The organism is Chengkuizengella sediminis (assembly GCF_010078385.1).
Classification (GTDB): Bacteria; Bacillota; Bacilli; order Paenibacillales; family KCTC-33759; genus Chengkuizengella; species Chengkuizengella sediminis.
This window is the reverse complement of sequence record NZ_SIJC01000002.1, coordinates 451,170-473,831: the sequence shown is the minus strand read 5'-3', so window position 1 is coordinate 473,831 and position 22,662 is coordinate 451,170. Positions and strand designations below refer to the sequence as shown.

The following is a 22,662-nucleotide window of genomic DNA, read 5'->3' as shown; positions in this document are numbered from 1 at the left end:
AGGAAACTACGCCTATAATTCCAATAATTCCATTTTAAAGTTAGAGCCATAGCCTCCTACTTTCACTGAGCTGATCTCACCCTGTAGATTAGAAATATGTATTATGATTTCTGATGGTTTTTGCATCGTATAACCTTGTTCCATAGAAAATGTTTGTTTATCTTGTCTTCCCATCAATCTGTTATATTTAGTTAAATAACAAACTAATGCAGCATTTGAAGTACCTGTTGCACTTTCTTCTGGAATATCGTGTAAAGGTGCAAAATTTCTACAATGCGCCGTTGACAAATTATGAATTGTCTCTAATGTAAAAACATGATATCCAGTTACACCATACTTTTCACTTATATTAGTTATCTCGTCCATATTAGGATTCATTTCTTGTAAAACTTGAAGATTATTTACAGGAACTATAATATCTTTTAGACCTGTAGAAACAATTTGAATAGGAAAATGTGGAATGAGGTCTTCTTTATTTATACAAAGTGAATTTGTAATCTCTTGGGCTGATATTACATCTAAAAAAGAAGGTTTATTTTGTTCTAAAAACACTTTTCCATTTGGATAAACTTCTACATTTAAAATGCCTGCTTTCGTTTCTATCTTAAAGTTCCCAGCATCAATTAACCCTTTTTGATTCATTAATGAAAAAGCAGCGACCGTTGCGTGACCACAAATATCTACTTCCTCTTTTGGAGTAAAATATCTAACTTTAAAATCTGTAGAAGTCGAAGAAAAAATAAATGCTGTTTCTGAGAACCCTAATTTCCTAGCAATCAATTTCATCTCACGCTTTTCAAGTTGATCAGTATCTAGAACTACTCCCGCTTCATTACCTCCATTTGAGTTATGAGTAAAAGCACTTAAAATATACACTTGTGTTTTCATCTTCATTCACCTCTATATACTAATTAAATAAGCATAACATTAAACAATATACGATTCTCTATAAATATGAATTTGTAATACCCCATTTTCATGTTTTTTTTTAAATGGGTAAAAATTCAGCCGTGCAAGAATATCGAGATCAATTAAGAAAACTCATTTTAATTGGTAGTGACAAAGAGTTAGCAAACTTTTTAACTGAATTTGAATCTCATTGTCCTATTCGATCTCAACTTTTAGAAGAAAACGGTAACTTTAAGATCATTTATGATCAGCCACTGAAAAGCAACAATTCTTTTATTGATAAACTATTATTAGTCTGTTCATTTTCATTAGGAAGAGAATTAGTGAAACACGGAAGAGCAAGACTCAAGTCATGTACTTCGTCACCTTGCGAGGAAATTTTTGTTGACTATTCCAAAAACGGACTCCAACGTTTCTGTAGTAAAAAATGCTCAACTCGCTTTCATGTGAAGAAACATCGACAAACTAAGAACTCCAACTGAAGTACTGAATTAAGAAATTTATAAAAATTTACTATATGATAAAATAAATATTAGATAGTTTTGGAGTTTCTATTTTAAGGAGTGATTAACACGGAAAGTAAGATTGTGCTATATACTCATACCTAATTGGGGACGATGCCGTTGTCAGTGAAATTGAACATACACTTACCAGTGGAAGGTGGGCCCAAATACGAAGCTATTCCGCCTTACAGTGGCCAATACAAAGAATACAAAATTGGTCTAGGTTCGGATTTTAAGATGAAATATGCTTAGATGAAGTAGGAAACGGAAGTAATCGCTGACCCTAAAGGAACTGGCGGTGAATTTGTCAACGGTTCAATCAAGCCTGAAATAATAATAGAGAATTAAAACGGAACCCAAGCTTCTTGATTTATAACTATAAATCAAGAAAAGGGAGTTTGGGTATGAGTAGAAAAAAAGAGAACTCAGGTTTCTCTTGTGGTTATTGTGGTAGTATAGTGCATCCCCTATCTAATGGGAGTTTCAGAAACCATTGTCCAGTTTGTCTATATTCAAAACACTTAGATGATAAGCCTGGTGATAGAAACAGTGATTGTAAAGGTTTAATGCAACCAATAGGTATAAAAAACAACTCTAGAAAAGGGTTGCAAATCATTCATAAATGTACAATATGTGATCTAGAAAAAGTAAATAAAATTGCTGATTTTGATCATCAATCAGATAGTATTAATAAAATAATAGAATTAATGTAATAACATCTTCCCAAAATTATCTAACATTATTTACAAAATAAATAATTCCCCTAATTCTAAATCACAAGAATTGGGGTTTTATTATGATTATACCTTTTCAACTTTCATTGGAAGATTAAAATGTTTTCTCCATATATATTTGTTCTATATTCTTTTCAAATCCAGCTTCGTTTAGTAAAGAAATAACAACTTGATTTGTATGAGATAAATTCATGATCATTCGTTTACATTTTTGATCAAACGGGGAGAAACAATGAGATAGTAAGTATGCAGCAATTACTTGCTTGTCATTTCGACCCTCTAAGATCTCACATTGATAAAGTATAGTGGATACATGAATACCTTCTTGATTATAATTTTGTTTATACAATGCGTATCCTATACGTTTCCCTGATTTATCTATAACGAGCAATCCTTCCCCTGATTTTACACTTTGCCACTGTGTTTGCCATGGCAACCTATTATTATAAAATGGAACATGCTGAACTTCGCTAGGGTTTACTTTTACTATTTCATATTCTGAAAAATCACCTTTGAGTGGATTGCACTGAGAAGATTCACTACTTCCATATATCAACAGTTGATCTTTTATATCATAACCCATTTTCTGATACAACTTGATTGCCTTTTCGTTTTGCTTAATAGCTTCTAAAGTAGCAATATCCACTCCGTTTTCTTTATAGATGGTGAATATTTCAGTCATCATTAGTTTACCTAATCCTGCACTCCTCAATTCAGGAGCTACACCAGTCCCACCATTCCATGCAACTCTCTGTCCATTTATTTCTCGAATCCCGTTTAATACAAGTCCTATGGGTTCATTATCTTTATATGCTAGAATCGATAATTCTGTTGATAAACCTTCTGATACAAATCGGTTTAAAAAAGAATCCATTGTCACTTGAGCATCCATGTAGTATCCAGTAAACCCTTTATTCCAAGCGGTTACCGCATCTTGAAAAGAACAATCTGATAAACGTTTTGTCGTAATCATCTTCATTTCCTCCCACTAGTTTCTAAAATATAATTTTTTCATTTTTTTAATTATGTCATTTTTATGATCTGACATTTGGGGAATAGAATAACCTAAAAAAAGGGGTGAAGTTACAAATCTCGGCATGATTTTCACATAAATATGCTCATCTATTTTATAAAAAAATAAATTATAACTATTACATCTAATATGGTTCAATAAAAAATGAGTACAGGTTTGAATATATTTCGACATTTGTTCGATTTCATTGATATGATCGTTTTCATCCATCTTCACATTTAGTTCTGTGAATCCTACCAAGGGGGTATCTGAAATAATTAAACTAACCTTCCCATCTTGATCGATTGTTTCGCCATTAAAATGTTCCATTCTTATTTTGTTTTTGTAATCCATCTTATTCAATCCAACAATTTGCATATGAGGATGTCTTATGGTTCCTCCTGATAGCGGACCATGATTCTTATATAAAATAACAGATTTATATTTTCCACTGTTCTGCATTTCAAACCATTTTTCAAATGTAAATCTAAATAAATCTCTTAAGTGAGTTTGTTTATACTCTGATAACTCAGAATGACATTGATCTGTTTCTATTATGATCGTTTGGTACGTATCCTTTAATGTTGGATATTTATTTTCAAGCCAAATGATTGAACCCTTTCTGTCTATCACATTTGTTAATTTCTCTGTATCACAAAAAGGACAGGTTGTATCACGATTTACAATATTCTCAGGTTTATTCTTTGCCAACTTAGAATTAAAACAAAGGACTTTTTGACTTCCCATAATTACCTCCAAATATAAAAGGTTTGAGCATTTCATGAATGAATTTCTATGTTATCCAGAATAGATTTCCTTTCGGACATCTTTTTATTTACAATAACTACGCCTAGTATCACGAAGGTACCACCAACAATAGATAAGAAAGTAGGAACTTCTTGTAACCATAGCCAACCTATTAGAATTGCCATCACTGGAACTAGGTACAAAAATGTAGTTGCTTTAGATACTGGTAACATGGATAACACATAAGCCCATAAATGAGACCTATTCCCAAAAAGCTGATTATAATGCCTATCCATTGACGATAATATAATTTTTCTCCCAAAAAATAAATAGAAAACAACACAGTAAAAATAGGATTTATGTTTACAATGAAACTTGCTATTCCAGCTTCTACTCTTAATTCACCATAGTTTAAAGCTATATTATATAAAGTAATACCTATAAAACCTGTAAGGAAGATCCGAAGCATATCTTTTTTTTCTGGTATTCGAATTTTCTTAATTAGTGCAAAGACTATGAAAATAAATGAAGCCACTATAAACAAATTTTATCTATTTCATTTATTATGCATTGTATAATATGGGTTAAAAAGGGTTAAAACTCACAAAAAATAACCCCTTTTAAAAAAGGAGTTATTTTAATTTTAATTACATCATTTTGCCCATATAAACTTGTTCCAACCTCTTTTTGAAACCAGCTTCATTCAGTAAGGAAATCACTACTTCATTATTCACTGATAGATTCATGGTCAAACGTTGCATCTTATGATCAAAAGGTGAGTAAATATGTGTTAATAAACAGGCTGCAATCTCCTTATAATCCTCCCTTTCAGGAGATACTTCACATTGATAGAGAACAGTAGAAATGTGATCACCTTTTTCATTAAAGTTGCGTTTATATATTGAATATCCTATTGGTTCATTATGTTGATCCAATGCTATGAATACTTCTCCCTCTTTCACACTGTTCCATTGTGTTTGCCATGGTAGCATATTTTTATAAAATGATAGATTTTGAACTTCACGTGGTATCGTTTTTTTCATTTCATACTTTGTACTATCACACTGAAACGGAGTTGAATCAAATGAATCATGATGTGTATAAAACTGCAATCGGTCTACGGTCACAAAACCAAATCTTTTATATAATCGGATGGCTTTCTCATTTTCCTTAATCACTTCCAAAGTGGAAATTTTCACCCCTTCATTTTCGTATATTGCAAGCTTTTCAGTGATTAATCTCTTACCGATTCCTAGTCCTCTATGTGAAGGTACTACAGCAATTCCTCCATTCCATGCAACCTTTTTCCCATCTATGATTCTTATCCCATTTAAAACAATCCCTATAGGTGTATCATCATCATAAGCAATAATAGATAGGTGAGGTGAGGTCTGTTCAGTTACTAGACGTTTTAAAAAGGATTCCATTGTTAGTTGAACATCTAAATAATATCCTGTAAATCCACTATTCCAAGCATGCAGCGCATCCTCTAAAGAACATTCAGATAAACGTTTAAATGTGATCATCTTGTACCCCCAATGTAAAAGTAGAATTATATTTTCTAGAGATAGAGATATTATAAAAGGTTAATTAAGAGTAACTTGTGACCAACTTTATGAAAGGTTCATACTAAAAGTAAAGATGTATTTTATATATTATTATGCTCTATTCAAATATACCTAAAAAGGGTATAATCAAACAAAAAAACAACCCCTTTTAATTAGGAGGCGTCCAATGAAAGATCTATCTTATTTTCAATTAAGGACCTACTTATACCCTAAAGAAATGCAAGAATCTGTTGAGTTTAAGTTGCAAGAACTAGAAACGCTCTGGCATTGCAAAAATAAAAATGTAAAACAAAAAATAAAGAAATATGAAGAAGAAGGTAAACTCATTTATTATCCTGGAAGGGGAAGGGGTAACTCCTCTCGTTTAAAATTTATAAATTCACTTAATCAAGATGTACAAAATGCTGTTTTACAATATATAAATAATGGACAATTGGAGGATGTTTTTCAATTACTTGAACTACAAATTCCGAAATCAAGTTTTGAAATCGTTTTCAAAGAAATTCAAAAGCTGTTTGGTTTGCATTCTATACATCAAGCAGATGATGTCTTACGAACAATTGTGATAAAAACAATTAATACACTAGATCCTATCAATGCCATATTCGATTTTGAAACTTACTTAATCAAACAAATAGGAAGCACATTAGTTACATATGACCAAAATACTGACTCTATCCAACCTCATTTAGCCCACCATTGGAAGGTGGACACAGAAAAGAAAACTTGGACATTTTATTTAAGAAAAGGAGTACATTTTCATAATCAGAAAACGTTAACAAGCGATGATGTCCTATTTACTTTAGAAAGGATTCAAGAAATAACACCTTATTCTTCTTGGCTAATAGAAGATATTGAAAAAGTAGAGTGTCTCTCACCTTATACTATTCGAATATCATTAAATCAATCTAATCCGTATTTTATTCGTTATCTTACCACGACACATCTTTCCATCTTATCTAGAGATGAAGGTTTTGATGAAAATAATTGGATTGGAACAGGACCATTTCAAATCAAAGAGCGCACAAATTCAAAAATTGTTTTAAAAACATTTGATCAATATTTTTTAGAACGACCCATTTTGGATGAAATAGAATTTTATCTTGTACCAAATGAAACTAAACATACGATGAATATTCAGCTTAAAAATAAAAAAGGGGAGATTTCGCCACTACGAAAAGATAAACTAACTGTTGGTTATGAATACCTAGCATTTAATTTTCAGAAGCCTTCAATAATACATCATCCATCTTTTCGAGCCGCATTTTTCCATCTCTTTGACATAAAAAAAATGTGGAGTGACCTAGGACGTAACAATTTGGTGGAAGCCTCTAGTTACTTTCCCTGGAACTCTAACCCCCAAATAAGAGATATAGATTTAGTGAACCCTTTATTAGAAGATTCAGGTTATCAAGGTGAACCATTAACTTTATATTCAAAAAATACTTTAGATGATAGAGAAAGAGCAAATTGGTTAGTGAATGAAGCTGCAGCCGCAGGGATTAAACTACTTAATATAAGTGTATTTATTGAAGAGGTTTTATACACGTCAAAATTAGATCAAAAACCCGATTTAATCTTATCTGGAGAGGTTGCATCCCTTGATTACCATACCTCTTTTCTAGATTCCTTTTATAATAAAGCAAATATAATTCATAGATTTCTAGGTAAGCAACATTTAGATTATATTAAAAAGTATTTGGAAAAGATGAGATTTGAAAGATACTATGAAAAACGTGAGTATTGGATACACAAAATAGAGAATTATATTCGAAAGAATCATCTTCTTCTTTTTCAAGAACATCCTATTAGAAGTATCATGTTACATCCTATGATCCAAGATATTCAATATGGAGGTTTTGGGTTTGATGACTTTCAAAAATCATGGATTGACGAACGGAATGGATAACATAATGAACTTATAAAACAAAGAAAACATCTGAATTAGATGTTTTCTTTGTTTCAATTTATAATTGTGTAACTATGATAGGTTCATCATTTGATATGATGATTGTATGTTCATATTGGGCTACTAAACTACCGTCTGGAGTGTGTAAGGTCCATCGATCATCCGCTTCAACAACGTAATCACTTCCTGTTGATATGAAAGTTTCAATGGCTAACACAAGACCATTCGTTAATAACTGATTTTCTGATCCATTGTTATAATTTGATATGCTAACTGGGTCTTCATGTAATCTTTTACCGATTCCATGCCCAGCTAGATTCCTTACTACGTTAAATTCATTTTCTTTTGCAACTTTGAATATTTCTTTACCAATTTGATTTACTTTGCTACCTCGTTTTGCTTTTGATATCCCTTTATAGAGAGCATCTTCTGCACATTGACATAACTTATTTTTGGTTTCATCAAATGAGCCAATCACGAAACTTGCCCCTGTATCCGCATAATATCCATCCAATTCAGCAGATACATCAATATTAATAAGATCACCTTTTTTTAAGATTTTCTCACCAGGTATTCCATGAGCAACTTCTTCATTCACACTAATGCAAGTCGTACCAGGAAAGTCATAGTCCTTATTTGGGGCAGATTTAGCTCCATTTTGATCCAAAATTTCTAAACCAATGTAATCCAATTCTTTAGTAGTCATTCCTTCAATAGCGTTTTTTATCATCTCTTCTCTAGCTTGAGCAACAATTTTACCGATCTTTGTAATCCCCTCTAAATCCTCAATACTTTCAATAGACATGTTTATTCACCCCATTTATTGTTAAAGTGTACATTTTTTTAAACTCTACTTTTTTTATTTTAATGCTTTATTCCATAATAAAGCTTTCGAAATTGCAGCTTCATCCTCTTTAACATCACCTGGTTCATTCCCTCGTCCAGTAATATAGTCTACAAACTCCATATTCACAAAATTAAAAATGTACTTAAATTGTTGAATTAGAGGTAGAGCTTCTATTTGAGGATTTGCACCACCAGTTACAATAACATAGGCTTTCTTTTTTGACATTTCTTCTCTAAAATCAAATCTTTCATCGCGTAAATATTGGGACCACCTGTCAAAGAAGATTTTCATAGGTCCAGACATACCATACCAATATAATGGAGTTGTGAATATGTAAATATTGTGACTAAATAAAGCCGGTAAAATTTCTTCATAATCATCTTCTACAATACTGAAACCTTCTTTTGTATGTCGCTTATCTATAATAGGGTTTATATTTTTATCAGACAAATAGATCTTATTGTGTTCAATATTATTTAAAATCTGTTCTGATAAAATCTCTGAATTTCCTTCTTTTCTAGAACTTCCGAGAATATTTAATATTTTCATTTTCTCCACCCCTAGTTAGGTTCAAATAGATCAATATACATTTTTACTCCTCTTACGAAACAATTGTTCTTATTATATAAGATGTACAAGATCATATGCAAGAGATTCCGCCAATTCCGCCAATGTCTAATCAATTAAATATTATGCAAAATTGTTTAAGCTTATTGTACATTTCCTTAATTATTGTGATAGGATGAAATAAATTGTACATTGAGGAGAATACAACCATGAAAGCAATCTCATGTTTACCTGCAGCAACTGAAATGATTAACGAATTAGGTCTCGATTCATTTTTGAGTGGAGTAACTTTTGAATGCCCGTCAGATAAACCTAAAGTGGTGAGATCTGTATTAGAAGGAAAGCATTTATCCTCTTCAGAAATTAATGAAATTGTGTCACAACATGTGAAGGAAGATAAATCACTTTATTATATTGAACAAGAATTACTTGAGAAGATTGAACCAGATATCATATTCACCCAACATGTTTGTGACGTATGTCAGGTTGGAACCTCCTATGTTGAAAAAGCCGTTTATCAATTAAAAAAACAACCTAAAATCATTCCTCTTATTCCAAAAAATTTGAAGGAAATATTTGAAAATGTTATCACTGTTGCCAAAGAATTAGGTGCAGAGCAAAGAGGAATTGAATTAGTCGAAGGCTACCTTAAACGAATTAAACACATTCAAAGTAAAATAGAACAAAACAATACACAAAAATCTTCTATATTTTTCATGGAATGGATCGATCCAATATACAATTCAGGACATTGGATTCCAGAGCTTGTACAGCTAGCTGGAGGCAAAGATGCATTAGCATCACCTGAAGGACACTCTAACGCCATACATTTTGAGCAGTTAAAAATTTATGATCCAGAAATCATTGTAATTTCACCATGTGGATATAATGATGAAAAAGCAAAAAAGGAAGTAAAACAATTAGAAGATTTAGAAGGTTGGAAGGAACTTAAAGCAGTAAAAAATAAACAGGTTTTCCTTTTAGATGCGAACTTCTTTACACAACCAAGTATCGGGGTAGTAAAAGGGATTGAGCTTTTAGCTTCACTGTTTCATCCTAATTTATTTCCTACTAATAGCCACGAATGATAATTCTATAGAAAAGGATTTTAGTGGTTTTATTCTAGCACTTAAAATAAGTCCAAAAAATACCGAGATAAAACCATAAAACCACCAAATTCCTCACTTACAGAACATCCATTGTTCTAGTGATCGCTGATAGGCTTTCAATAGCTCTTAAGCCTTTTAATTTAACACAAATACCAATTGTTTATATAAGGTAATATATTCTCTTGCGGGTTTTTCCCAACTTACATTAACCTTCTTAATACTGTTAATTATGCTATGCCAAACCTCTTTATTATGATAACTTTCAACTGCCCTTTGAATCGTAAATAACATATCATGAGCATTATAATTCACAAATGTAAATCCAGTTCCTTCACCAGAATATTGATTATATGGTTTAACAGTATCTTTTAAACCCCCTGTTTCTCTTACGATAGGAACAGATCGATACTGATAGGATAATAATTGGCCTATTCCACATGGTTCATACAAAGATGGCATAAGGAACATGTCTGAAGAGCTGTATATTTTTCTCGCTAATACATCGTCAAATTTTATTACAGTCACCATTTTATCTGAATTTCTCTTCGCAGCATCTTCAAAAAACAGCTCATATTTTTGATCACCTTTTCCCAATATAACAAGTTGTATGTCCATTTCCAATATTTCATCTAACACATGAGCTACTAAATCATATCCCTTTTGCTCAACCAATCGTGAAACCATTCCAATCATAGGAATGTCCTTGTTAACAGGCAAGCCAATTTTCTTTTGAAAACGTTCTTTGTTCAGCCTTTTATTAAATAGTGAGTTTTGATATTTCACTCTCACGTTTGGATCAGTAACAGGATTGTAGCTTTTGACGTCTATTCCATTTAAAATCCCGTACAAATCTTTTTTTCTTTTTTCTATGACACCTTCCAGTTGTTCTCCATAATCAGGGGTTTGAATTTCCTCAGCATAGGTATGACTAACTGTTGTAATCACATCTGCATAGATAATCGCACCTTTCAAACAGTTACCCTGATCAAAAAATTCAAGTGAATCATTAGTAAAATAAGATTCATCTAGATCCGTTAAACTCTTCAATAATTGTTTTGGAAATATCCCTTGGTATTTAAGATTATGAATTGTAAAAATGGTTTTTATATTTCTATATAATGGATTATCAACATATTGCGCTTTTAAACAAACCGGAATCAAACCAGCTTGCCAATCATGACAATGGATGATATCTGGAATGAAATCTAGGTGAGGAATTGCTTCTAATACAGCTTTATTAAAATAAACAAAACGTTCACCATCATCTCCATAACCATACAATCCTGGCCTCTTAAAATAAAATTCATTATCTATAAAATAATAATGAATACCGTTTACTTGAAGCTCTTGAACACCACAATACTGACTTCTCCAATCAAGCTGGATAGTAAATTCAACTTTTGTAGTCATTTGATTTTTAAATTCATCTGGAATATCTCCGTATTTGGGCAGAATCACTCGGATATCTGCACCTTTCTTTTTGATTTGTTTTGGCAATGAGCCAATCACTTCACCCAGCCCTCCTGATTTCACAAAGGGGTCTGATTCTGATGCAACAAATAGTATATTCATGATATACTTATACCTCCTCTCAGATTACTTTTAACTTCTCTGCAATATATGGTGTATTTGGATCACCAATAATCTCCTTATCCATATTTACAATCACATGTTTATCTAAAATTACATTTTCTAAATTCACGTTTTGCTGAATCACAGAGTTAGGCATGATAATGCAGTTTTTGAGTCGAGATCCCTTGCCGACCTCAACACCTCTAAATAAAATACTATTTTCAACTGTACCCTCTATAATACATCCATTTGTTACTAAAGAATTTGAGACTAAGGTGTCAGATTTATAAGTAGCAGGAGCTTCATCTTTTGTTTTTGTATAAATAGAATGAGATTGGTGAAATAATGTATGAAATGTAGATATATCCAATAAATCCATACTGTTTTTGTAATAACTTTGAACTGTATTTATAATGCCTAAATGACCTGTAAATTTATATCCATATACATTCAAAAGATCTAAATTTTTGATCACAGCATCTTCAATAAAATCTTTCCAACCACTAGCGATTGAGGTTTCTACTAAATCTAGAAAGAGATCCTTTTTCATAAGAAACATTTCCATACTGATTTGATCATTTGTTACGTTTGTTTGATTTATCTGAATAGATTTTAGGGTATCATCCGAATTCATCTTAATAGGACGAGCTAGAGAAAATTGTTCTTCTTTGTTGTCTTTATATATTACTGTTATTTGTGCATTATGATCTTTATGAAACTTTAGTATGGGATCAAAATCTATATTACAAACCATGTGAGATTTAGCAAGGATCACATACTCTTCTTTACTTCGAAAAAAATAATCTCTATGACCATAAAAATAATGTAAATCACCTTTGTTTTCTTCTTTCGATTCTTCAAAAAGTGGAGGTAATACCGTCAACCCATGCTGTTTACGATCCAAATCCCACTCCCTACCTGAACCTACATGATCCATCAAGGAACGATACTTCTTCTGTGTAAACATGCATACTTTATGAATTCCAGAATTCACAAAGCTAGATAGGATAAAATCAATAAAGCGATATCTGCCTCCAAAAGGAGTTGAAGCAATACATCTGTTGTAGGTTAACTCTTCAAGTTGATCTATCTCATTGACCAGATTAATGATGCCTATCACATTTTTCATAGAAGCTTCACCCTTTCATATGAATTAGAGTTAAGTAACGATCTCACGGTGCCCGATTAAAGTGATCTCCTTCTGATCCCCTACAACACTGTGATCATGGATAACCGCACCCTCACCTACGATAGATCGGTGAATTGTCACATTCTTCCCAATCTTTACATTTGGCATGATCACAGAATCCCTAATTTCACTGCCTTCTTCTACATTGACCCCATACGAAAGGATTGAATTTTCAACTTCTCCAAATACAGTACACCCCTCATTCACTAAACTATTCCTCACTTTGGCTTTTGAAGAAATAAAATGTGAAGGTTGATTTAAATTTCTTGAGTAAACCTTCCATTCTTTATCATTTAAATTCAGCCGTGAGTCTTCTTTTAATAGATCCATATGTGTTTCCCATAAACTATCAACGGTGCCTACATCTTTCCAATAACTTTCAAAGGAATATGCGTACAAAGCATAATCATTGCCAAGCATATCTGGTATAATGTCTTTTCCGAAATCATGAGTTGAATTGCAATCATTTGCATCAGAAATCAAATTTTCTTTTAAAATTTCCCAATTAAAAATATAAATACCCATGGATGCAAGATTGCTATTAGGATTTTTGGGCTTTTCAGAAAATGAAATGATTTTTTCTTCATCATTCGTATGGATAATTCCAAAACGATTCGCCTCTTTCCAATCCACGCGAATAGTTGAAACCGTTGCTTCTGCATTTTTTTGTATATGATAGTTTAACATCAATTCATAGTTCATTTTATATATATGATCACCAGAAATAACTAGTACATATTTAGGGTTATACTGTTCAATAAAATCAATGTTTTGATAAATTGAATCTGCTGTCCCACTATACCAATCCCCTCCATTTTGTTTTACATAAGGAGGTAGAATAGTCACACCACCATCTTCACGTTCTAGATCCCAAGGTTTTCCTATCCCAATATATGAGTTTAATGCTAAAGGTTGATATTGGGTTAGAACACCCACCGTATCGATCCCAGAATTTGTACAATTGCTAAGTGTAAAATCAATGATTCTATATTTCCCTCCAAAAAACACTGCAGGTTTTGCTAATTTATTGGTTAACGCACCTAATCTATTCCCCTTCCCACCTGCCAGCAGCATGGCTATACATTCTTTTGATCTCATTTTATCTCTCCCTATTAGTAACAATAAAAAATAACAAAACTATTCTATTTCTTTAGGTGTAGCAGGTATTCTTTTAAGCATGATAGTAGCAAGTGGAGGAATGGTTAATTGAATACTAAAGTTTTGAAAATGACAAGCTTTTAAATCCGCTTTAACCGTTCCACTCTTCTGCCCTGTTCCCCCAAATTTCACATCATCACTATTAAATACTTCTTCATAAATTCCAGGCATATTAACTCCAATGTCATAACTTTGGTGCACTAATGGTGTAAAGTTACAAACGACTAGGATGACTTCCTTCTCACACCTCCCCTTTCTAATAAATGAAATAATGCTTTCTTTGTCATTATCCGCATCCATCCACATGAAACCGGAATGATGAAAATCTGACTCCCATAATGCAGATTCTTGTTTATAAAAAGTATTTAAACTTTTTACAAATTGTTGAAACATACGATGCATATCAAAATCTAATAACATCCAATCCATTTGTTCCAAGTCTTTCCATTCATCAAATTGTGCAATTTCACCGCCCATGAAAGTAAGTTTTTTTCCAGGATGCGCCATTTGATAACTATAAAGTAATCTTAAGTTAGCAAACTTTTGCCAATAATCCCCTGGCATTTTATTTAACATGGATTTTTTTCCATGAACGACTTCATCATGTGAAAATGGTAAAATATAATTCTCGGAATACGTATAAAGTAACGAAAAGGTAATTAACTGATGTTCATAAGGTCTAAAAATAGGGTCTGTTTCCATATAACGCAACATATCGTTCATCCAACCCATGTTCCATTTAAAATTAAACCCTAATCCTCCAGCATAGGTTGGAGCACTGACTAAAGGCCTATCTGAAGAGTCTTCTGCCATCATTAATGCATTAGGATAATGATGAAAAACGGCTTGATTCAGTTTTTTAATAAAAGAAATTGCTTCTATATTTTCAGTTCCACCATCTTTGTTCTTTAATTGATGGCCCTGAGGTTTGTCAAAATTCAAACTAATCATGCTGGCCACTGCATCTACTCTGAAGCCATCGATATGATATACATCCATCCAAAACAGCGCATTTGAGATAAGAAAAGAGACGACCTCCGGTTTGTTGTAATCAAAACTCAATGTACCCCACAACGGTTTTTCTGCTTTTATTACATCTTTATATTCATATAAAGGTGAGCCATCAAATTCTCTCAATCCGTGATCATCCTTACAAAAATGACCAGGAACCCAATCTAAAATGACCCCAATTCCATTTTGATGACAACGGTCCACAAAATACATAAATTGTTCTGGCGTACCATAACGACTTGTAATAGAATAGTATCCTGTAATTTGATAACCCCAGGATCGATCATAAGGATGTTCCATAATGGGTAAAAGTTCAATGTGGGTATAACCCATACTCACTACATATTCAATAAGCTTATTTGCTAATTCAAAGTAAGATAAAGTCTCATTATTTTCCTTTCTCCATGTACCTAAATGCACCTCATATATATTCATTGGAGTATTCAGTACATTTTTATGGCGTTTTTCATCTTGCCATTCTTTATCCTGCCATTCATAGAGGTCTAAGGGTTTTACAATGGAAGCTGTTTGAGGTCTTTTTTCAGAATAAAAGGCATACGGATCTGATTTGAGCAGCACTTTATCTTCATTCGTATGAATTTCATATTTGTATATTGTGCCTTCAAATAACTGAGGAACAAACAAACTCCAAACTCCAGTACCTTCTAATTCATGCATTCTGTGTTGCTTACCGCTCCAGTCATTAAAATCTCCAACGACTCTGACTTCTTTTGCATGAGGTGCCCAGACGGTAAAACGAACCCCAACTTCTTCACCTTCACATTTTAAATGAGCTCCAAACACTTTAAAGGCATGATATAAATTCCCCTCTTTAAATAGATCTAAATGTTCAATCGTTGGAAGCAAACCTATCATAAATTCAACTCCTTTTAAAACCAATTAAAAAAATATAACCATGCTCCCAAAACTTCTTTTTATATGTATGAACTTTATAATCGTAATATGAGAAAATTTTTCCATAAAAAATAACTGCGCACCCTTCCAGGCTCACAAATGTTTACAGTTCAATTTTAAAAATATAGACAAATGTACAATTTAGTTAATCTAAACGAATATCCATACCACCTTCACGCGTCCAACATACAATAAATGGAGAACGCATAAGGTGAAGACAATGAAATCTTACGGACAAACAATACAGGATAAATATTGTACGGAAAGGAGTGATCTAATAAATGGCTAAAAAAGCAAAGAAAACTAAAAAACACAAAAAACAGTCCAAAAAACAGTCCAAAAAAAAGTTCAAAAAACCAACAATATCTAAAAGAGAAGTTAATAAACTCGTTGGTAAAGAAATTTATGCCATCAAAAAAGACGGTACTTTATTCGTTGGAAAACTAGTTAAAGTCAAAGGTGGAACCATATATATCAGTCCAAAAAGCGGAAATAAAGCACAGACCAAATTTATCTTACCTTTATTAATGAAAGGTTTGTTAGGTATGGGTAAACTTGGTGGTGGTGGATTAGGAGGGCTTCTTGGTGGCATGTTAGGAGGCGGTGGATCTGGTGGTGGATCTGGTGGCGGTCTCGGAGGAATGTTACCAGGATTATTAGGCGGTATGCTCGGTGGCGGTGGATCTGGTGGTGGATCTGGCGGTGGTCTCGGAGGAATGTTACCAGGATTATTGGGTGGTATGCTCGGTGGCGGTGGATCTGGCGGTGGTCTCGGTGGTATGCTTGGCGGCATGCTCGGTGGCGGCGGTGGCTCACCTGGCGGCGGTCTTGGCGGTATGCTCGGTGGTGGCGGTGGCTCACCTGGCGGTGGTCTCGGTGGTATGTTAGGTGGCGGAGGCAGTGGAGCTCCAGGTGGATTTTTAAACATATAAGTATTTTTCAAAAACTCTAAAAAATTTTTGACAGTTAACATGGATTAAATAAGTTGAACCATCACACTTTTGTTTTAGTTTTTGGGTGCGTTATAAAAATACTTATACGCATCCCTTTTTATATTCATCATTTTTTCTAATTAAAAAAACTTGCCTATGAAAGGAATTGTATGTAAAATTGGACAAGCTAAAACTATTAAAATTGGAGGTTCCCATGGATAAAATTCATCCTATACCGATTATTTTCGAGGATAATCATATTCTTATTGTAGAAAAACCTATAAATATCCCTACACAGCAAGACATTTCTGGTGACACAGATTTATTAAACTTGCTAAAACAAGACATAAAAAAACGATATAGTAAACCTGGAAATGTATACTTAGGATTAGTTCATAGACTTGATCGACCCGTTGGTGGAGTGATGGTTTTTGCAAAAACTTCAAAAGCTGCATCACGGTTATCTAACGCTATTCGAACTCATCAGTTACAAAAAGAATATATTGCAGTTATTCATGGAACTCCAAGTAAACAAAAGGGTAAATTAATTCACTATTTAAAAAAAGATTCAAATATAAATAAAGTGTTTAGCGTTTCAAAAAATGAGAAGGATAGTAAAGAAGCCATACTTGAGTATGAAGTGAAAGGATTTAACAATGGATTTAGCTTCGTATATATTCGTTTGCATACTGGACGCTCACATCAAATTAGAGTTCAATTCTCAGAAATAGGCTGCCCGTTATATGGTGATCAAAAGTATGGAGAGAAGGTCAACAAAAAAAATCAACAGATTGCATTATGGTCAAAAAGAATAAGTTTTTCGCATCCTACCTTAAAAAAAGTTGTTGAGTTTCATTCCACTCCTCCATCCATATATCCCTGGAATATGTGGGAGGACATTAAACCATAATTTTTCTTACTATTGCCAGATATTTAATCTTTATGTAAAATATCAGCAATGGTACATACTAAGATAGAAGGATTTTCTATCTATAAAAAAAGAAGAAGGTAAATATGAAAAAAATATTACTTATCTCACTCATTATTTTATCTGGATGCAGCAATTCTTTTACTGCTGATGATTTAGCACAAGATGAATTTGAACTAACATTAGAAGATGATGATCAATTTAAAGACATTAAAAAAGCTGTAGCTAAACGAAATTACGTACGATTAAATCAACAACCATTAAGTTACTCTACATCAGCTGAACTTTTTGCAGTTGGAGACATTATGATGCATTTCCCACAGATTTCTCATGGATATAATAAAGAAACCGGTCAATATTCATTCGATTCTTATTTCACAGAAGTAAAAGAATTATTTCTTGAAGGGGAGTGGATAGTTGGTAATCTTGAAACCCCTCTTGCAGGTAAAGAACTGGGGTATTCTGGATATCCTCAATTTAATGCACCTGAGCAATTAGCAGATGCACTTAAAAATGCTGGATTTAATATACTTACTACCGCAAACAACCATTCTTTAGATCGACGTGAAAACGGTGTCATCAATACATTGAAGTTTTTAAATGAACGAGAAATATACTCCACGGGAACTGCTGCTTCAAAAGAAGATGGACGAAGATTGTTAATAATCACGAAAAATGAAATAAATATGGGTTTTTTAGCTTATACATACGGAACAAACGGAATTCCTTTACCAGATGGAAAGGATTATTTAGTTAACCTAATTGATCCTGAAAAAATGTCTAGTGATATTCAAAAACTTAAAAGTGAAGGTGTAGATGTTGTTACTGTTTCTGTTCATTTTGGTACAGAATATAAAAGAACACCAAATGAAACACAAAAACAAATCGCAGAACATTTAATCAAAGCAGGTGCAGATATTATTTTAGGCAGCCATCCGCATGTCGTTCAACCTTATGAAATTTTAGAACTTGAAGGTTATGATGGGAAAAAGAAAAAAGGAGTCGTTATTTATTCAATGGGAAATTTCATCTCCAATCAAGGACCTGACCAAGGAACTGCTAAGTACACAGATGTAGGGGTTATTTTCAAAGTTCAGATCCAAAAACATTTCCCAGAAAATAAAATTGAATTGGTTCACGTTGAAACGATCCCAACTTGGGTTCATAAATATATTTCAAATCACAAAAGGAATTATAGGGTTTTGCCAATTGAAAAAATAGTTACTGCAAAAGAAGATGAGATCCTTCCAGCAAACACCTATCCATTGTTAGAGGGATATTTTGAGGAAATCACTCATCATCTAGAATCTCTTAATAAAGTACCTGTAGCAGACGTTTTGAATTGATTAGATATTTGAATAGTTTATCAAAAGGGCTTACTTTATCAAATTTAGTAAAACTCTTGTAAAATCATATCTTTTTTCTGCTAGAACCTCACTATTACTTAAAAATATAATTACAAGTTGTGAATCTAACTCGCGATAAATATATGATGTATATCCTGGTAACAATCCAGAATGTTCAACTCGATTTCCACGTGCAAACCATCCATATCCATATCCATAACCTGTGCTATTTGGGATCTCTATGTAAGAATCGTAACTCTTTTCAATTGTTGCTTTTTTAAATATTTGTTCTGAATATAACGCTCGATCCCATTTTGCTAAGTCATTTACAGTCGTATATAAACCGCCTGCACCAGCAAATAAAAAATACTGCTCATATTGATTTATGATAAATTCTTCATTAATGATCTCATGCCCTTGGGCTTTATTTTTCTGCGTATCCCAATCAATACTATAACCTGAATTTAACATTCCTAATGGTTCAAAAATGTTTTGTTCTAAAAAATCTTCGTATGCCATCCCTGAAACCTGCTCAATAATCATTCCTAAGAAAACATAATTCGAATTACTATATTCATATTTTATTAAAATTAAGAGGTAACTCATTATATGCAGCTATTAATTCTTCTGTAGATGGAAACGAAGTAAATCAAGTTCGATTGATTCAATATTTTTATCTTGTTTTTGATTTGCCTCAATTTTTTCGGCTTTTGACACTTTAATATCATCTGATTCTTTTAATATTTCACTATTTTGTTCAGTTGAGCTGTCAATTGAACATCCGCTTATAATAAGAAGTACACTTATGAACACAAAAAACAAACTCTTTTTCAAAATCATCATCCTTTCAACTTTTTTCTAAATGTATTTAGAAATACATTATTTTAAGTACGTTATACGATTCAAAATGGTTTCAATAGATTTATTTCAATAAATAAATCTATTCCCAAATCATGGTATAATAGAGATTAACACTTTCTTGGAGGTGAACTTCCTTCCACAGCTGACTTTTACCCAAATGCAAGAATTAAATTCACAGGTAAAGTTGGAAGAGAGATTTGGTAATATTAATTCCTACCATAACTATACATCTGAATCACCTATACAAGAACAGATCAGAAGATTTGACTCTGATAGTAAAAGCCCTGAATTAATGCTAAAAAGTCGATCCCCCCTGTTCATTAAGGAATCGACTTTTTTCATTTATTCAACTAAAGTTTCGATTTTCATTTTGCAATTTCCATTATTTAATTACAATTTGGACAATTTCACTACATCCGTAACATGTTCTTCTTTAGTCACAGATATTAGCTGCTTACCAGTTGATTTACGTTCTTGTATAGGCGCTGACTGCGTTGTAAATTGATATTTTTCACCGTTGCTAAGTATGACATTCAAATTTTCTGGTTCCTTTATCAAACAGGCATACATTAATTGATATCCATTGGACCTGACTCGTTTACCTGTTTTGAATTCAAAACTGATAACGCCTTTACCACCGCGTCCTTGCAGCATGTAATCGGAAACTAATGTGCTTTTTCCATATCCACGCTCAGATATTACAAAAACTTCACCTGAATCATTGTCTTTGATCCAAGCAGCTGCAATGACTTCATCAAATTCTTTTAATTGGATTCCTTTAACACCTGCTGATACTCTCCCCATGGATTTCACTTCATTTTCTCTAAAGCGAATACTCATGCCAAGTTTAGTAACTAACAATAAATCGCCCATCTCATCACTTAATTGTACATCGATGATTTGATCTTGATGATTCAATTTACTTGCAACAATTCCGATAGAGCGTTTCGTTGCATAATCTTTTAATAAACTCCGTTTTACCTGTCCATTTTTTGTTACGAATACAAGGGATTTACCTTCTTCTTCAAAATCTTTGACAGGGATGACATTCACGATTTGATCCTCTTTATCAATAGGAATTACATTTACAATCGCAGTACCATTATCCTTCCATTTATATTCCGGAATTTGATGAACTGGCAACATGTAATATTGTCCACTTTTTGTAAAAATGAGTAAGTTTTCAATCGTATTCACTTCTCTAATAAAACGAACCATATCCCCTTCTTTTAAACCTGTGCTTTCAAGTTCACCACCTGAACGTGTAAAGGATAATAAACTACTTCGTTTGATATATCCTTCCTTAGAAACAGTAACAAGTACGTCCTCAGGAGTAACCATGACCTCTAGATTTACTTCTAACTTCTCAACTTCCTCTTGTATATCCGATCTACGATCAATGGCATACTTTTTAGAAATCTCGGTCAGTTCTTTTTTAATCACGTTCATTAATTTTTTTGGACTTCCCAAAATAGCACTTAGTTTTGCAATGATTTTATTGACTTCTACCAGATCTTTTTCTAAAGAAGTAATCTCTAAGTTTGTTAAACGATATAATTGCAATGTTAAAATGGCATCTGCTTGTCTTTCTGTGAATTCATATTTTGCAACTAAATTTTGCTGTGCATCCTGACGGTTTTTGGACGCTTTAATGGTTTCAATGACATCATCTAGGATATTTAATGCTTTGACAAGCCCTTCAAGGACATGAGCTTTATCCTGTGCTTTATTCAAATCATATTGAGTTCGATAAGTCACAACCTCTTTTTGATGTTCAATATATGCTTCAAGGATAGGTTTTAAACCTAACTGTTTTGGTGCTTTATTTACAATGGCAACCATATTAAAGTTATAATTGATTTGTAAATCCGTTTTTTTAAGCAAATATGCTAAAATTCCTTCCGCATTCGCCTCTTTCTTTAGTTCAACTACAATTCGCAGGCCGTCTCGACCACTTTCATCACGTACTTCAGCAATTCCCTCTACTTTTTTCTCTAAGCGGATATTTTCCATAGCGGTTACTAAACGAGATTTTACAACTTGATAAGGGATTTCAGTAATCACAATTTGTTGTTTGCCACCCTTTAAGTCTTCAATGCTTGTTTTGGCTCGTAAAAATATTTTCCCTTTACCATTTGTGTATGCATCCTTAAGACCCTTCTCCCCCATAATGATACCACCTGTAGGGAAGTCTGGCCCTTTCATTTTTTTCATTAAATCTTCTAATGTTAAATGAGGATGATCAATTAAGTCGATACATGTTTCTATTACTTCACCTAAATTGTGAGGAGGAATTTCGGTAGCAAACCCAGATGAAATACCACTTACTCCGTTGACTAATAAGTTAGGAAAACGAGAAGGCAATACAACAGGTTCTTTCATTGTATTATCAAAATTATCCTTAAACAGCACCGTATCCTTTTCGATGTCTCGTAACAATTCAATCGCTATAGAAGATAAACGAGCTTCCGTATAACGCATAGCCGCAGGCGGATCATCATCCATTGACCCCCAATTACCATGACCATCAATTAAAACATGACCCATCTTCCAGGATTGCGCCATACGTACCATTCCATCATAAATAGAAGAATCACCATGTGGATGATAATTCCCCATCACGTCCCCTACTGTTTTTGCTGATTTACGATAAGGCTTGTCCGAATGATTACCTGCTTCATACATCGCATAAAGAATACGTCGCTGTACTGGTTTTAAACCATCCCGAACGTCTGGAATGGCGCGATCTTGAATGATATACTTTGAATATCTACCAAACCTGTCTCCTACCACTTCTTCAAGAAAAGCAGGTAAAAACTGTTCAACTTGGCTCATGTTATCCCCT

At 33.0% G+C, this 22,662-nt stretch carries 22 protein-coding genes; 7 read left to right on the top strand and 15 right to left on the bottom strand.

Going from position 1 to position 22,662, the window contains the following annotated elements; translation table 11 throughout:
- Positions 1-12: 12 nt before the first annotated feature.
- Positions 13-888 carry a PhzF family phenazine biosynthesis protein gene (locus EPK97_RS06820; protein ID WP_162035849.1) on the bottom strand — a complete coding sequence of 292 codons (876 nt, stop codon included), beginning with the start codon at positions 886-888 and terminating at the stop codon, positions 13-15.
- A 104-nt stretch (positions 889-992) separates the two neighbouring features.
- On the opposite strand from EPK97_RS06820, the gene EPK97_RS06815 reads away from it, so the two are divergent.
- Positions 993-1,391 (top strand): CGNR zinc finger domain-containing protein, encoded by a 399-nt coding sequence (locus EPK97_RS06815; RefSeq protein ID WP_162035848.1) that lies wholly within the window; start codon positions 993-995, stop codon positions 1,389-1,391.
- A gap of 425 nt (positions 1,392-1,816) precedes the next feature.
- A complete protein-coding gene (locus EPK97_RS06810; protein ID WP_162035847.1) occupies positions 1,817-2,125 on the top strand; it encodes an RNHCP domain-containing protein in 309 nt (102 codons plus the stop codon).
- Between the two features lie 115 nt (positions 2,126-2,240).
- Here the strand turns inward: EPK97_RS06810 and EPK97_RS06805 are convergent, their stop codons facing one another.
- The 5 genes from EPK97_RS06805 to EPK97_RS06785 all read right to left on the bottom strand — a co-directional run bounded on the left by EPK97_RS06805 (position 2,241) and on the right by EPK97_RS06785 (position 5,431).
- Positions 2,241-3,119, bottom strand: a complete 879-nt coding sequence (locus EPK97_RS06805) for a GNAT family N-acetyltransferase (RefSeq protein WP_162035846.1) — start codon at positions 3,117-3,119, stop codon at positions 2,241-2,243.
- A 15-nt stretch (positions 3,120-3,134) separates the two neighbouring features.
- On the bottom strand, positions 3,135-3,905 hold the full coding sequence (locus EPK97_RS06800) for a DUF4931 domain-containing protein (RefSeq protein ID WP_205690236.1): 771 nt from the start codon (positions 3,903-3,905) through the stop codon (positions 3,135-3,137).
- 32 nt (positions 3,906-3,937) lie between these two features.
- Positions 3,938-4,138 carry an EamA family transporter gene (locus EPK97_RS22545; protein WP_162035845.1) on the bottom strand — a complete coding sequence of 67 codons (201 nt, stop codon included), beginning with the start codon at positions 4,136-4,138 and terminating at the stop codon, positions 3,938-3,940.
- Positions 4,099-4,440, bottom strand: coding sequence for a DMT family transporter (locus EPK97_RS22540; RefSeq protein ID WP_162035844.1), 342 nt, complete (start codon positions 4,438-4,440; stop codon positions 4,099-4,101). Before EPK97_RS22540 ends, EPK97_RS22545 begins: the two co-directional genes overlap by 40 nt.
- A gap of 112 nt (positions 4,441-4,552) precedes the next feature.
- Positions 4,553-5,431 carry a GNAT family N-acetyltransferase gene (locus EPK97_RS06785; protein ID WP_162035843.1) on the bottom strand — a complete coding sequence of 293 codons (879 nt, stop codon included), beginning with the start codon at positions 5,429-5,431 and terminating at the stop codon, positions 4,553-4,555.
- 208 nt (positions 5,432-5,639) lie between these two features.
- On the opposite strand from EPK97_RS06785, the gene EPK97_RS06780 reads away from it, so the two are divergent.
- Positions 5,640-7,382, top strand: a complete 1,743-nt coding sequence (locus EPK97_RS06780; protein WP_162035842.1) for an ABC transporter substrate-binding protein — start codon at positions 5,640-5,642, stop codon at positions 7,380-7,382.
- 58 nt (positions 7,383-7,440) lie between these two features.
- Here EPK97_RS06780 and map read toward each other — a convergent pair whose 3' ends face one another.
- Entirely contained in the window at positions 7,441-8,187 is a 747-nt protein-coding gene (gene map / locus EPK97_RS06775; protein ID WP_162035841.1) for a type I methionyl aminopeptidase, read from the bottom strand.
- A gap of 54 nt (positions 8,188-8,241) precedes the next feature.
- A complete protein-coding gene (locus EPK97_RS06770; protein WP_162035840.1) occupies positions 8,242-8,778 on the bottom strand; it encodes a flavodoxin family protein in 537 nt (178 codons plus the stop codon).
- 227 nt (positions 8,779-9,005) lie between these two features.
- On the opposite strand from EPK97_RS06770, the gene EPK97_RS06765 reads away from it, so the two are divergent.
- Positions 9,006-9,884, top strand: coding sequence for an ABC transporter substrate-binding protein (locus EPK97_RS06765; RefSeq protein ID WP_162035839.1), 879 nt, complete (start codon positions 9,006-9,008; stop codon positions 9,882-9,884).
- A gap of 156 nt (positions 9,885-10,040) precedes the next feature.
- Here EPK97_RS06765 and glgA read toward each other — a convergent pair whose 3' ends face one another.
- Genes glgA through glgB form a run of 4 tightly spaced genes read right to left on the bottom strand, consistent with a single transcriptional unit; the run spans position 10,041 to position 15,711 of the window.
- The gene (glgA, locus tag EPK97_RS06760) at positions 10,041-11,477 is read right to left on the bottom strand and encodes a glycogen synthase GlgA (protein ID WP_162035838.1); all 1,437 of its coding nucleotides are present in this window, start codon (positions 11,475-11,477) and stop codon (positions 10,041-10,043) included.
- Between the two features lie 19 nt (positions 11,478-11,496).
- The gene (gene glgD, locus EPK97_RS06755; RefSeq protein ID WP_162035837.1) at positions 11,497-12,606 is read right to left on the bottom strand and encodes a glucose-1-phosphate adenylyltransferase subunit GlgD; all 1,110 of its coding nucleotides are present in this window, start codon (positions 12,604-12,606) and stop codon (positions 11,497-11,499) included.
- 30 nt (positions 12,607-12,636) lie between these two features.
- On the bottom strand, positions 12,637-13,764 hold the full coding sequence (locus EPK97_RS06750; protein WP_162035836.1) for a glucose-1-phosphate adenylyltransferase: 1,128 nt from the start codon (positions 13,762-13,764) through the stop codon (positions 12,637-12,639).
- 39 nt (positions 13,765-13,803) lie between these two features.
- Positions 13,804-15,711: a 1,4-alpha-glucan branching protein GlgB gene (gene glgB / locus EPK97_RS06745; protein WP_162035835.1), complete on the bottom strand. Its 1,908-nt coding sequence runs from the start codon at positions 15,709-15,711 to the stop codon at positions 13,804-13,806.
- Between the two features lie 320 nt (positions 15,712-16,031).
- Here glgB and EPK97_RS06740 point away from each other — a divergent pair, with 320 nt between their 5' ends.
- The 3 genes from EPK97_RS06740 to EPK97_RS06730 all read left to right on the top strand — a co-directional run bounded on the left by EPK97_RS06740 (position 16,032) and on the right by EPK97_RS06730 (position 18,956).
- The gene (locus tag EPK97_RS06740; RefSeq protein ID WP_162035457.1) at positions 16,032-16,682 is read left to right on the top strand and encodes a hypothetical protein; all 651 of its coding nucleotides are present in this window, start codon (positions 16,032-16,034) and stop codon (positions 16,680-16,682) included.
- A 214-nt stretch (positions 16,683-16,896) separates the two neighbouring features.
- Complete coding sequence (locus tag EPK97_RS06735; RefSeq protein ID WP_162035834.1) at positions 16,897-17,592, top strand: RluA family pseudouridine synthase; 696 nt, start codon at positions 16,897-16,899, stop codon at positions 17,590-17,592.
- 104 nt (positions 17,593-17,696) lie between these two features.
- Positions 17,697-18,956, top strand: coding sequence for a CapA family protein (locus tag EPK97_RS06730; protein WP_162035833.1), 1,260 nt, complete (start codon positions 17,697-17,699; stop codon positions 18,954-18,956).
- 30 nt (positions 18,957-18,986) lie between these two features.
- On the opposite strand, the gene EPK97_RS06725 is transcribed toward EPK97_RS06730, so the two are convergent.
- The 3 genes from EPK97_RS06725 to gyrA all read right to left on the bottom strand — a co-directional run bounded on the left by EPK97_RS06725 (position 18,987) and on the right by gyrA (position 22,652).
- On the bottom strand, positions 18,987-19,562 hold the full coding sequence (locus tag EPK97_RS06725; RefSeq protein WP_162035832.1) for a serine hydrolase domain-containing protein: 576 nt from the start codon (positions 19,560-19,562) through the stop codon (positions 18,987-18,989).
- 12 nt (positions 19,563-19,574) lie between these two features.
- Positions 19,575-19,790 carry a hypothetical protein gene (locus EPK97_RS06720; RefSeq protein WP_162035831.1) on the bottom strand — a complete coding sequence of 72 codons (216 nt, stop codon included), beginning with the start codon at positions 19,788-19,790 and terminating at the stop codon, positions 19,575-19,577.
- 417 nt (positions 19,791-20,207) lie between these two features.
- Positions 20,208-22,652 (bottom strand): DNA gyrase subunit A, encoded by a 2,445-nt coding sequence (gene gyrA, locus EPK97_RS06715; RefSeq protein WP_162035830.1) that lies wholly within the window; start codon positions 22,650-22,652, stop codon positions 20,208-20,210.
- Positions 22,653-22,662 lie beyond the last annotated feature (10 nt).